General features: G+C 35.2%; 10 protein-coding genes. 9 read left to right on the forward strand and 1 reads right to left on the reverse strand.

Annotation, left to right across the window (positions count from 1 at the left end; translation table 11 throughout):
• The 9 genes from TAGGR_RS05825 to TAGGR_RS05870 all read left to right on the forward strand — a co-directional run bounded on the left by TAGGR_RS05825 (position 1) and on the right by TAGGR_RS05870 (position 12,295).
• Positions 1-483 (forward strand): response regulator, encoded by a 483-nt coding sequence (locus tag TAGGR_RS05825; protein WP_059176383.1) that lies wholly within the window; start codon positions 1-3, stop codon positions 481-483.
• Positions 476-3,304: a valine--tRNA ligase gene (locus tag TAGGR_RS05830; RefSeq protein ID WP_059176384.1), complete on the forward strand. Its 2,829-nt coding sequence runs from the start codon at positions 476-478 to the stop codon at positions 3,302-3,304. Before TAGGR_RS05825 ends, TAGGR_RS05830 begins: the two co-directional genes overlap by 8 nt.
• Positions 3,305-3,313: 9 nt before the next feature.
• Positions 3,314-3,793 carry a hypothetical protein gene (locus TAGGR_RS05835; protein WP_059176385.1) on the forward strand — a complete coding sequence of 160 codons (480 nt, stop codon included), beginning with the start codon at positions 3,314-3,316 and terminating at the stop codon, positions 3,791-3,793.
• The gene (gene nadC, locus TAGGR_RS05840; RefSeq protein WP_059176386.1) at positions 3,790-4,650 is read left to right on the forward strand and encodes a carboxylating nicotinate-nucleotide diphosphorylase; all 861 of its coding nucleotides are present in this window, start codon (positions 3,790-3,792) and stop codon (positions 4,648-4,650) included. Before TAGGR_RS05835 ends, nadC begins: the two co-directional genes overlap by 4 nt.
• A 2-nt stretch (positions 4,651-4,652) precedes the next feature.
• Entirely contained in the window at positions 4,653-5,675 is a 1,023-nt protein-coding gene (purM, locus tag TAGGR_RS05845; RefSeq protein ID WP_059176565.1) for a phosphoribosylformylglycinamidine cyclo-ligase, read from the forward strand.
• Complete coding sequence (locus TAGGR_RS05850) at positions 5,672-6,829, forward strand: PAS domain-containing sensor histidine kinase (RefSeq protein ID WP_059176387.1); 1,158 nt, start codon at positions 5,672-5,674, stop codon at positions 6,827-6,829. The genes purM and TAGGR_RS05850 overlap by 4 nt, the downstream gene beginning before the upstream one ends.
• Positions 6,822-8,255 (forward strand): sigma-54-dependent transcriptional regulator, encoded by a 1,434-nt coding sequence (locus TAGGR_RS05855; RefSeq protein WP_059176566.1) that lies wholly within the window; start codon positions 6,822-6,824, stop codon positions 8,253-8,255. Before TAGGR_RS05850 ends, TAGGR_RS05855 begins: the two co-directional genes overlap by 8 nt.
• Before the next feature lie 223 nt (positions 8,256-8,478).
• Positions 8,479-11,541, forward strand: a complete 3,063-nt coding sequence (gene fdnG / locus TAGGR_RS05865; RefSeq protein WP_082673569.1) for a formate dehydrogenase-N subunit alpha — start codon at positions 8,479-8,481, stop codon at positions 11,539-11,541.
• A gap of 10 nt (positions 11,542-11,551) precedes the next feature.
• A complete protein-coding gene (locus tag TAGGR_RS05870; RefSeq protein ID WP_059176390.1) occupies positions 11,552-12,295 on the forward strand; it encodes a 4Fe-4S dicluster domain-containing protein in 744 nt (247 codons plus the stop codon).
• A gap of 36 nt (positions 12,296-12,331) precedes the next feature.
• On the opposite strand, the gene TAGGR_RS05875 is transcribed toward TAGGR_RS05870, so the two are convergent.
• Positions 12,332-13,306 (reverse strand): radical SAM protein, encoded by a 975-nt coding sequence (locus TAGGR_RS05875; RefSeq protein WP_059176391.1) that lies wholly within the window; start codon positions 13,304-13,306, stop codon positions 12,332-12,334.
• Positions 13,307-13,317 lie beyond the last annotated feature (11 nt).

The raw sequence follows: 13,317 nt of genomic DNA on the forward strand, positions 1-13,317 counted from the left end.
ATGTATAAGATTTTTTTATTGGAAAAATCACCTTTTTTGTCAAATTATTTGAATGAAGACAATTTTTCAGTTTTAACTTTTTCAAACATTGATAATGCATTAGAGAGCATTAAGGAACAGAATCCTCATTTGATAATTGCAGGTGCTGATATTGAAGAGTCAGAATTATTGAATTTTTTTAAGAACATAAGAGAAAAACACTCTCTTTTATTGTCAGTTTTAGCTGTTTTAAACTTTTATTCTTCAATAAATCTTGAGCAACTTAAAAATTTAGGTGCTGACTTTATTATTAAGCCATTTACAAAAGAAGAGTTAAAACAAAAAGTAGAGTTTTTACTTGGCAAAAAAGAACAGACAATCTCTCCTTATGAAGATAATGAATTTATTGAAAAGTTTAGACCTTTTATAAGCAAGGAAGTTAAAATTGAGATACAAAATATTTTTAAACAAATTCTGGAGGTTATGCAACAGAGAAATGCTTAAGGGAAATGTGATAAGTGACACATATCAACCAAAGGAAGTTGAAACAAAACTTTACAAATTTTGGGAAGAAAAAGGCTATTTTAAACCTGACAGTAATCCTAAAAAATTGCCTTATTGTATTGTAATTCCTCCCCCAAATGTGACTGGTAGTCTTCATATGGGTCATGCTTTAAACGCAACTCTTCAGGATATATTAATCCGATGGAAGAGGATGCTTGGGTATGCTGCTTTATGGATTCCTGGAACAGATCATGCAGGAATTGCGACTCAGAATGTTGTAGAAAGAGAACTATTAAAAGAAGGACTGAGTAGATATCAACTTGGTAGAACTGTTTTTCTTCAAAGAGTATGGCAGTGGAAGGAATCATGTGGCGGAAGAATTATAGAACAACTAAAAAGAATAGGTGCATCCTGTGACTGGTCTCGTCTTCGTTTTACAATGGATGAAGGATTAAGTCAGGCAGTAAAAGAAGTTTTTCTCAGACTCTTTGAGGAAGGATTAATTTATAGAGATTTAAGACTTATTAACTGGTGTCCAAGATGTCATACTGCTCTTTCTGATCTTGAAGTAGAACATGAAGAGCTGGAAGGAAAGCTTTATTATATAAAATATCCCTTTAAAGATGATCCTCAACAATTTATAACAGTAGCTACAACCCGACCAGAAACAATGCTCGGTGATACAGCAGTTGCTGTCAATCCTGAAGACAAAAGATATAGGAACTTTATTGGAAAAACTCTGATTCTACCTCTTATGAATAGAGAGATTCCCATAATTGCAGACAGTGTGGTTGATATGGAGTTTGGAACAGGTGCTGTAAAAGTAACCCCTTGTCATGATTTTAATGATGCTGAGATTGCTCAGAGACATAATATTGGCTATGTATGTGTTATTGATGAAGAAGGTAGAATGACAGAGGAAGCGGGTAAGTATAAAGGACTTGATAGATATGATGCAAGAAAGCAAGTGATTGCAGACCTTGAAAAGCTTGGACTTATTGAAAAAGTTGAAAAACATAAACACTCAGTTGGACATTGCTATAGATGTAAAACAGTTATTGAACCCCTTCAGACAGTCCAGTGGTATGTGAAAATAAAGCCATTAGCTGAAGAAGCAGTTAGGGTTGTTCAAGAAGGGAAAATAAGATTTGTTCCTGAAGGCTGGGTTAACAACTACTATGCCTGGATGAGGGACATAAAAGACTGGTGTATTTCAAGACAACTTTGGTGGGGGCATAGAATTCCTGTATGGTACTGTGCAAAATGCAAAACAGAAAAAGGCATTGAACAAGGTGATTTGATAGAGATTTTATTTTACAAACCATTTATTCTTAATGGGAGGGAAATATGGGGTGGTACTTACAATGAACTGAGAAAACTTGGTATAACAAAGGAAGATATTGAACAGAGAGCAAAAGTTATCAAAATTCCTAAAGAAATTACTCATTTTGCAAGTAGAACTGAACCTGAGGTTTGTCCTCATTGTGGCAACAGAGAAATAATTCAGGATCCAGATGTTTTAGATACATGGTTTTCCTCTGCCCTATGGCCCTTTTCAACCCTTGGCTGGCCTGAGGAAACAGAGGATTTAAAGAGATTCTATCCAACAAATGTTCTTGTTACAGGTTTTGATATTATATTCTTCTGGGTTGCAAGAATGATCATGATGGGAATGAAATTCATGAAAGATGTTCCTTTCAGGGATGTTTATATTCATGCTCTTGTTAGAGATTCAAAGGGACAGAAGATGAGTAAATCAAAGGGAAATGTAATTGATCCTCTTGTTATGATTGAAAAATATGGAGCAGATGCCTTTAGATTTACATTAGCAGCTTTCGCAGCTCAGGGAAGAGATATAAAATTTTCTGAAGAACGAGTTGAAGGTTATAGACATTTCATAAACAAAATCTGGAATGCTATGAAGTTTATAATGAGTTTTGCCCATTTAAGAACAAAGGAAAAAGTAATTTTAAATGAGTTAAAAGCTATCAAAAACCGATGGATTCTTTCAAAACTTGCAGAGGCGGTAGAAGAAACAAATAAAGCATTAGAGGCATACAGATTTAATGATGCAGCAAACTCAGTTTATCAATTTTTATGGCATGAGTTCTGTGATTGGTATATAGAGTTGTCTAAGGTTGTTTTATACGCTGAAACAGAGGATAAGGAAGAAACTGTTAATTGTCTCTTTTATGTTTTTGAAAATGTTTTAAAACTTTTACATCCATTTATGCCTTATGTGACAGAAGAAATCTGGCTTAATGTATTAAAGAAGGAATCTTCAATTATGATTTTTTCATATCCTACAGAGGATTCAATGGAAAGAGATGAAGAGTCAATTGAAAATATGGAATACATAATGCAGGCAATTTCAGGAGTAAGAAGCATTCGGGGAGAGTTAAATATATCTCCTTCTGTAGGGCTTGAGGTGTTTATAAAACCATTAACTGAAAAGGCTCAACAGATTTTAATTGAGGGGTATCAATTTATACAAAAACTTGCAAGGGCAAAAACATTAAAGATAAGCAAAGACATTGTTAGACAAAAAGGTTCGGCAATCTCAGTAAAAAAAGAGTTTGAAATTTACATTCCTGTAAAAGAAATGATTGACATAGGACAGGAAAAAAAGAGGCTTATTAAAGAACTTCAAAAAACTGAAGCAGATATTAAATTTCTTAATAAAAAGCTTATGAATGAGGATTTCATAAAAAATGCACCTAAAGAGGTGGTTGAAAAAGATAAAGAAAAATATGAAGAACTTTTGCTTAAAAGTGATAAAATAAAAGAGAATCTTAAGGTTCTTGAAGAATTACAGGATTAGGAGGAAAAAATGGAAGAGAAGATAGAAATTGAAGGACAAAGTATGGATATAGTCGAAGCTGAATTTCTCACCATAAAGCAAAGCACGGTAAGGGCAGTTGAAGCAGGTTCGGCAGAGATGCAACAGATCTGTGCTTTAAGTATTGATTCAGAAAAGGCTGAAATTACACAGGGAGCAATAGGAGTTGTGAAAGCCAATGAAATAAATATGAATCAGTGCATAACCGGAGTTTCAGTGGGACAGAAGACAGAGATAAATTTTTCTCTCTGTCCAATTGCTATTGGGAGAGAGGAAGCTAAAGTTAAAAGATCTGCAGCAGGAATAGTTATAGGTAATAATATGGAGGTTAAAAACTCTGCAAGTTTATTATTGATAAGTAAAAATATTGAGGGTAATGTTACAACTCTCTTTGACTGGAAAAGTGCTCTTGCAATTACAGCAGTTGCAGGAGGCATCTACGGACTTTTAAGACTATTTTTTAAAAGATAATGTATTATTCATTAGTTGATGAGCTTTTCAAACTAGCAATCTTAGAGGACATTGGACATGGTGATATAACTTCAGAAATAGTTGTTCCTAAAGACTGTGTTGCTTTTGCTGAGATAATCTGTAAAGAAAATTTAGTTCTTGCTGGAATACCCTTTATAAAGAGATTTTTTACTATCCTTTCTTCATACTTTAACATTCAAAATGGTATTTTATCTTTTGATGAATACTACTCAGATGGAAGTTTCGTTGAAAAAGGCAGTATTATTGCTGTATTAAAGGGAAATGCCAGAATATTGCTTGCAGGAGAAAGAATTGCTTTAAATCTTTTACAGCGACTTTCAGGAATAGCAACTTTTACAAAAGAATTTGTTGAAAGGATTAAAGATTTAAGGGTAAAAATCCTTGATACAAGAAAGACATCACCTGGATTAAGATTTATGGAAAAATATGCTGTAAGAGTAGGTGGAGGATATAATCATCGTTTTGCTCTTTATGATGCAGTTTTGATAAAGGACAATCACATTAAAATTGCAGGTTCAGTAAAAGAAGCAGTGCTAAAGGCAAAAAGCTCATATGGTTATCATAAAATTGAAGTTGAGGTAAAATCTATTGAAGAACTTGAAGAAGCTATCATGGCTGGTGCAGACATAGTAATGCTTGATAATATGGATATTGAAGAGATGAAAAAAGCAGTAAAAATTGCTAAAGGTAGAGTTTTACTTGAAGCATCTGGTGGAGTCAATCTTGAAAATGTGAGACAAATAGCCTTAACAGGTGTTGATTTTATCTCTATTGGTGCTTTAACGCACTCTGCTAAAGCTGTTGATATAAGTATGAAAATTAAGGAGGTTTTATGAGTATCACTTATAAACAGGCAGGCGTTGATATTGATGAAGCTGACAAATTTGTGAGGATAATTTCTCCTATGGTGAAAACTACTTTTCGTAAAGAGGTTCTTACTGATATAGGTCTTTTTGCAGGACTATTTAAGCTTAATACAAGAAAATACAGACAGCCAGTGCTTGTGAGTGGTACTGATGGAGTTGGAACAAAGCTTAAAATCGCCTTTGAAGCAGACAAACACGATACAGTTGGAGTTGACCTTGTTGCAATGTGTGTGAATGATATTTTGACAGTTGGTGCCGAACCTTTATTTTTTCTTGATTATTTTGCCACAGGAAAATTGAGTGCTGAAAAAGCTTCTAAGGTAATAAAGGGGATTGTGGAAGGTTGTAAACAGTCTGGCTGTGCTCTTATAGGAGGTGAAACAGCTGAATTGCCAGGTTTTTATAGGGAAAATGAATATGATCTTGCAGGTTTTGCTGTAGGAGTTGTTGAAAAGAGCGAAATTATTGATGGAACGAAGATAGAAGAAGGAGATGCAATAATAGGTTTGGCATCATCAGGTCTTCATAGCAATGGCTTTTCACTGGTAAGAAAAGTTCTTTTTGATATTGGAAAGTTTAAACTGGAAGACCATATCCCTGAACTTGGCTGTAGCCTTGCAGAAGAGTTGCTTAAGCCAACTAAAATATATGTTAAAGCTTACTTTGCTCTTAAAAATAAAGTAAAAATTAAAGGCATGGCTCATATTACAGGAGGTGGTATTCCTGGAAACTTACCGAGAATCTTTCCAGATGGAATTTCTGCAAAGATAGATAAAAATAGCTGGGATATCCCGCCAATATTTAGTTTTATTGAAAGAGTTGGTAACATTGACAAAAAAGAGATGTTTAGAGTTTTTAATATGGGAATAGGTTATGTTTTTGTTGTTGACAGCAATGATACAAAAAAGGCATTAAATATCTTAAACAGGAATGAATATAAAGCTTATTTGATTGGTGAGGTAATAAGAGGAAAAGGAAAAGTCAGAATAGTATGAAGATATTTCAGAGAGAAGTTCAATTATTAGAATTTTTCTTAAAGTTCATTGAATCTTACTCAGAGCCTCTTGTATTTTTTGATCCTGAAAGAATAGAAATAGTTTACATGAATCAGGCTGCAAGGAGTTTTTTAGGTGAGCAATCAGAGTTATCAGGATTTTTTGAAGAACAGGAATATCAAAACTTTATTAAATTAATTCATGAATGTCATGATATAGAAAAAAGAAGAGTTATGAGTTATAAAAAGCCTGATGGAAGCAAAGGAGTTTTACTTTTCAATTTGTATCCAATAGCATGTGAAGATCAAAGGGTTGTATGTTTCAATTTCAATGATATAACAGAAAAAATAAAGAAAAAAGAAGAAAACCGAAGAAGAGAGGCCCAATTGATACTGCAGGATAAACTAAAATCAGTTGATTTGGTTACTTCAAGTATATCTCATGAGATAAATAACATTTGTAACTTTATGGTTAATAATCTTAGAATAACATTGCAGGCATGGCAGGATGTTTTTAATCTTATTAAAGAATATGAAAATGACAATGGAGAGTTTCTTTTAGGAGGGATTTCTTCTTCTGAGATTGATAAAATTATTCCAAGACTTGTCTTGTCAATAATTGAAGGCATAAATAGAATTTCAGATACAATTGATGATTTCAGAAAATACATAAAGGAAGGTTTAAAATCGGAATTTACAATCATCGACATTAATGAAATCATAAAGAGAGTGATAACAATTCTTAATCATCATATTTTTATACACACTGAAAATTTTAATCTTGCCCTTGCAGAAAGATTACCAAAAATTAAAGGGAATGCACAAAAACTTGAACAGGTTATAATAAATTTACTGATGAATGCATTACAGTCATTACCTGATAGAAAAAAAGGAGTTTTTTTATCCACAGGCTTAGCTTATGGTAGGATATATATTGAAATTAAAGATGAAGGCATAGGAATTTCAAAAGATATTATGCCTTATATTTTTGAGCCCTTTTTTTCAACGAAATACTCAGCCGGTGGTTCAGGACTTGGACTTTATTTATCAAAATCCATAATAGAAGAGCTTGGTGGGGAAATTGTAATTAATTCAGAAGAAAACAGGGGTACACAGATACTGATTTATATCCCCTATCATGACAAAAATGGATAACTTTAAGTACTCTGTAGCAATAGTAGACGACGAAAAAGAGTCTTTGTATACTTACTCATTAATTCTAAAACAATCTGGAATTAATGATGTTTTCTTGATTCAAGATCCCCGTGAACTTCCTTTAGTTTTAAAAGAAAGAGCATTTTCTGTTTTACTTCTTGATCTTTCTATGCCACATATATCGGGTTTTGAGCTTTTAAAGTATCTATCAATGGAATATCCTGAAATACCTGTGATTGTGCTTACAGCAATAAAAGAAATAGAGACAGCTGTTGAATGTATAAAGATGGGTGCCAGTGACTACCTGGTAAAACCAGTTGAAAGAAATAAACTAATTTCATCAATAAAAAAAGCATTTGAGATGAATCGCCTCAAGGAAGAAATTTTAGGACTTAAACAAAGATTGATAGAGGATAAACTTGAATATAAAGAGGCTTTCTCAGAGATTATTACTGTCAATCAAAAAATGAGAGGTATTTTTAAATACCTAGAGGTAATCTCAAAAACAGACCAGCCTGTTTTAATAACTGGAGAAACAGGAACAGGAAAAGAACTTATTGCAAGAGCAATTCATAAAATAAGCGGGAAAAAAGGTGATTTTATAGCAGTAAATGTGGCGGGACTTGATGATACAATGTTTTCAGATACATTATTTGGACATAAAAAAGGAGCATACACAGGGGCAATCTCTAACAGGGAAGGGCTTATGTCAAAGGCAAATGGAGGGACTCTTTTTCTTGATGAAATTGGTGATTTATCTGAAGCTTCCCAGTTAAAGCTTTTAAGAGTTCTTCAGGAAAAAGTTTATTATCCTCTTGGTTCTGATATTCCTAAGAGTACTGATGCAAGAATTATAGTAGCAACCAATCAAGACATTCATGAAATGGTTTCTAAAGGAAAATTTAGAAAAGATCTCTTTTATAGACTTAAAGCTCATCATGTTCATTTACCACCCCTAAGAGAAAGAAAGGAGGATATACCTGTTTTGCTTGAATATTTTATTGAGGAAGCTTCTATTTCTCTCGGGAAAAAGCCACCTAAGTATCCAAAAGAGGTAATAACCTATCTGATGAACTATTCTTTCCCAGGAAATATAAGAGAATTAAAGATGATAGTTTATGATGCCGTAGCAAGATGCAAATCTCATTTTTTATCATTGGATGCTTTTAAAGACACAATAGATATAAGTAATAGCATTGACAAAGAGCTTAAAAGCGAAGTAGTAAAGTTTTACTTACAGATGAGATTTCCTGAAAAATTACCAACCTTAAAGGAAATGGAAGAACTTCTCATTGAAGAAGCTCTGAGAAGAGCCCAGGGAAACCAGGGTATTGCAGCTTCAATACTTGGCATAACCAGACAGGCACTTAATAAAAGATTACATAAGTTACATAAAAAAACCTCTGAAAAAATTTTTTCTAAATAGCGTTTTAAGCAACCATAGTTGCACCCCTATGAATTGTTAATTCCTTGAATAATATAGAAAAATACTATGGCATAGTAATTGTTAATAGAATAAATAGATGAATCGATTAAATCTTCCATACAGCCCCCTGAAGATTTTAATCGATGGTAAGGGGAATACTTTAAGGTTTAAAACCTTGAAGTATCCCCTTTTTATTTTAAAAAACTAAAAAGGAGGAGGTTTTATGGAGCTTACAAGACGAGATTTTTTGAAAATCTCCACTGGTGCCCTGCTCCTTAGCTCGCTGGGACTCAATCTTGAACCTGCAAAAGCCTATGCAGCTGAGCTTAGAACAAAGGGTGCCAAGGAGACAACCACAATCTGTCCCTACTGTTCAGTTGGTTGCAGCATTATTGTTTCTGTTAAGGATGGCAAGGTTGTTAACACAGAAGGCGATCCTGACAGTCCCATCAATGAAGGAGCACTCTGTCCCAAAGGTGCTTCAATTTATCAGATAGCAAACAATCCTTACAGATTGAAAGAACCCCTTTATCGTGCACCTGGAGCAACTGAGTGGAAAAAAATATCATGGGAAGAGGCACTCAATAAGATTGCCAGATTAGTTAAGAAAACAAGAGACAAATATTTTATCACAAAGAATGAAAAGGGGCAGGTTGTAAACAGAGTAGATGCTATTGCCCATGTTGGTTCAGCAGCCCTTGACAATGAGGAATGTTATCTTCTTCAAAAATTAATGCGTTCATGGGGGCTAGTCTATATTGAACATCAAGCCCGTATATGACACTCCCCTACTGTAGCGGCTCTGGCAGAGTCGTTTGGTAGAGGAGCAATGACCAATCAGTATCAAGATCTTAAAAACGCAGATGTAATCTTAGTAATGGGTGGTAATCCAGCAGAAAACCATCCTATAGCAATGAAATGGATAATGAGAGCGAAGGAACAGAGAGGTGCAAAGCTTGTAGTTGTTGATCCAAAGTTTACAAGAACAGCTTCTAAAGCAGATCTTTATGTTCCGATTCGTTCTGGAACAGACATTGTATTTTTAGGTGGATTAGTAAAGTACATCATTGATAATAATCTATACTTTAAGGATTATGTGGTAAATTATACTGATGCTTCATATCTTGTTGATCCTAACTTCAAGTTACCTGATGACCTTGATGGAGTATTTTCTGGCTATGATGAGAAAAAGAGAGCCTATGATAAATCAACATGGAAATTCCAGCTTGATGAAAACGGTCTTCCTAAGAAAGATCCAACCCTTCAGAATCCGAACTGCGTATTTCAGCTTTTAAAGAAGCACTACTCAAGATATACAATTGATACGGTCTCAAAAATAACAGGTGCACCGAAAGATAAAATTGAGGAATGTTATAAAATTCTTGCATCAACAGGTAAACCAGACAGAGTTATGACAGAATGTTATGCAATGGGATGGACCCAGCACACAGTTGGAGCTCAGAACATCAGAACAATGGCAATAATTCAGATGCTTCTTGGTAATGTAGGAATGGCTGGTGGAGGAATCAATGCTCTCAGAGGTGAGTCAAATGTTCAGGGCTCAACAGACTATGGACTTCTTTTCCATATTCTAACAGGATACAATCCAACACCTGTTGCAAGTGATGTAGACCTTAAAACATACATTGAAAAATACACTCCTAAAACAAAAGAGCCAAAGAGTGTTAACTGGTGGTCTAACAGACCAAAGTATATTGTAAGTTATCTTAAGGCAATGTATGGTGATAAAGCCACAAAAGAAAATGATTTCTGTTACAGTTATTTACCTAAGAGAGATGATGGGCAGAACTGTTCCTGGTTAATGATTTTTGACCAGATGTATAAAGGTAAAATTAAAGGATTCTTTGCATGGGGACAGAATCCAGCGTGCTCAGGTGCAAACTCAAATAAAACCAGAAAAGCTCTTGCCAAACTTGAATGGCTTGTCTGTGTAAACCTCTGGGATAATGAAACAGCTTCATTCTGGCGTGGTCCTGGTATGGATCCAAAGAAGATTAAGACAGAAGTATTCATGTTACCCTGTGCATCTTCAGTAGAAAAAGAAGGAAGCATTACTAACTCTGGAAGAATTGCTCAGTGGAGATATAAAGCAGTTGAGCCATATGGAAAAACCATGCCCGATGCAGAAATTATGAATGAGCTTTACTGGAGAGTTAAAAAACTATATGAAAAAGAAAAGGGAGCATTCCCTGAACCAATAATTAATCTTTCATGGGACTATGGAGAGAAGGATAAAAACGGTAAGATTAAGCATATAGATATACATAAGGTCGCCAAAGAGATAAATGGATATTTCACAACAGACATACCGGAACATCCTGTTGACAAAAAATCATACAAAAAAGGTCAACAGGTACCAAGTTTCGTTTTACTGAGAGATGATGGAAGCACAGCCTGTGGAAACTGGCTGTATTCAGGTAGCTACACAGATGCAGGCAACATGATGGCAAGAAGAGGAAAGGAAGACCCAACAGGACTTGGGCTCTATCCAAACTGGGCATGGTGCTGGCCTGTAAACAGAAGAATACTTTACAATCGTGCAAGTGTAGATCCACAGGGTAATCCATGGGATCCAAAGAGAGCTGTTATTAAATGGGATGCAGCAAACAAAAAATGGGTTGGAGATGTACCTGACGGACCAGCTCCTCCACTTGCAATGGAAGGTGGAAAACTTCCATTTATAATGAAGCCTCTTGGAGTTGGTGCAATATTTGGTGCAGGAATGGCAGATGGACCATTCCCAACACACTATGAGCCACTTGAGTGTCCATTCCAGGAAAATCCACTTTACAAGAAACACAGAATAAATCCAACAGTAAAGCTTTTTGATACAGATGCCGATGCATTTGTATTCTGTGATAACAGATATCCATATGTTGGAACAACATACAGAGTAACAGAGCACTGGCAGACAGGAGTTATGACAAGACATACAGATTGGTTAAGAGAACTCGAACCGCAGATTTTCGCTGAAATTGACCCTGTACTTGCAAAAGAAAAGGGAATAAAGAGTGGAGATAAAGTAATTGTCTCTTCAGCAAGAGGAAAACTATGGGCTATTGCTATAGTTACACCAAGACTGCAGCCAATGAAAGTTTTAGGACAGACAATCCACATTGTTGGTCTGCCATGGCATTATGGCTGGAGATTCCCTGAAGATGGTTCTGGTGGAGACAGTGCAAATCTACTTACTCCGTCAATTGGTGACCCAAATACCATGATACCTGAGTCCAAGGCATTCATGGTAAACATAGAGAAGGCATAGGAGGTGAAAAATGGCACGTAAGGGACTGTTAATAACACCAGATATATGCATAGGATGCAGAGCCTGTCAGGTTGCATGCAAGGAGTGGAATCAACTTCCTGCAACAAAGACAAAGAATAATGGAACCCATGAAAATCCGCCAGACCTTGATGCAAATAACTTCAATAGAATTAGATTCATTGAACACGCTGATGCAAAGGGAGTTCGCTGGCTTTTTGTAAGCCAAAGATGCATGCACTGTGGTGAGCCTGCATGTGTTCAGATATGTCCTGTTGGAGCATTGATTAAGGACAAAGAGACAGGTATAGTTTACTATGACAAGAACAAGTGCATAGCCTGTCATGCCTGTCGTTCTGCCTGCCCCTTTGATATTCCAAGATATGATCAGGGTGGTAAGGGTAAGATTTCAAAGTGTCATCTCTGTATAGACAGAGTTAGGGCTGGACTTACACCTGCCTGTGCAAAGACCTGTCCAACAGGAGCAATTAAATTTGGAGACAGAGACGCATTGATAAAGGAAGCAAAGGCAAAGGGATTCAAGCTTTATGGAGAGACAGATCTTGGAGGATTGGGAGTAGTGTTTGCTCTTAAGGATTCACCAAAGGTATACCAGCTTACCGAGAATCCTCGTGTATCCGAGTCTGTTGCATTCTGGGGCTCTGTATTGAGAACACTTGTAGGAAGAAGTGGTTCAACAACACCATCCTTTATCAAATATCTTGCTCAGAAATCTACAGAGGAAGTAAAGAAATAGTTTTACTTCAGGGGAGGCTCAGTCCTCCCCTGAATTTTAAAATTCTACTATCCTTCGTTTTGGACAACTATAACAGGGAAGAGAAGAATTATCTGAAATAAATTTTTTTCTAAAATCCTTTGAACTTTTCCAGAGAGATGGAAGAGTTCTCTCATTTATGTTACCAAAATAAGTGTTTTTAAACCCTTCTGCTGGAATTCCTGTGAATACACAGGGAGATACATATCCGAGCGAGTTTATGAAAACTGCATTAAGAGGTTTTTCAGAACAGGTTTTTCCTTTTTTAAATGGATGGGGTATGTTAAAAGAAACTGATAAATTGAACTTTTTAGCTTCCTTTACAAAATTGGATGCTAAATCTTTTAGAAAATTGAAATCTTCTTCTGTTTTTGGTATTAGGGATTCGTTTTCAAGAGAACTATCAGGAATGAAATCAAGAAGACTGATTACAATATGGTCAATACCTAAGGAGCTTAAATGTTTAGGAATTTCTTCCAGCTCATCAAGATTTGACCTGAGAAGCATATAGGCAATGTGAATCTTTGGATTTGAGGTTTCTTTTTTTATTTTCATTTCGTTTAACTCACTAATTACTTTAAAAACTCTATCAATTTTCGTTCCAGCACGCAATATATCATTTTTCTTTATTCCTGTAAGTGAAAAAGCTATTACATCCATTTGAAGCTCGATAATTTTTTCTATGTGGGATTGTTCAATTAACATTCCATTTGTGGTTGTTCCAACTTTGCATCCTGATTTTTTACCGATTTCTACGAATTTAAAAAAATCAGGATTACAGAAAGGTTCTCCCCATCCCTGAAGATAGAGAAGTCCAACTTTTTTAAGATATGGCTTTATTTTTAGAAATTCTTCTAAACTCATGTTTTTACCTTTCCAGAGTTTTCTGTGTGTTGTATGGGGGCAGTAAAAACAAGAGGCATTACAAAGTCCTGAGACTTCAATTTGAATCCAGTCAAGATGGGGCATTAAGATTTTTTCAATGAATTTCATTTGAGTTATTA

Origin of the sequence: Thermodesulfovibrio aggregans, from assembly GCF_001514535.1 — a bacterium.
GTDB classification, from domain to species: Bacteria; Nitrospirota; Thermodesulfovibrionia; order Thermodesulfovibrionales; family Thermodesulfovibrionaceae; genus Thermodesulfovibrio; species Thermodesulfovibrio aggregans.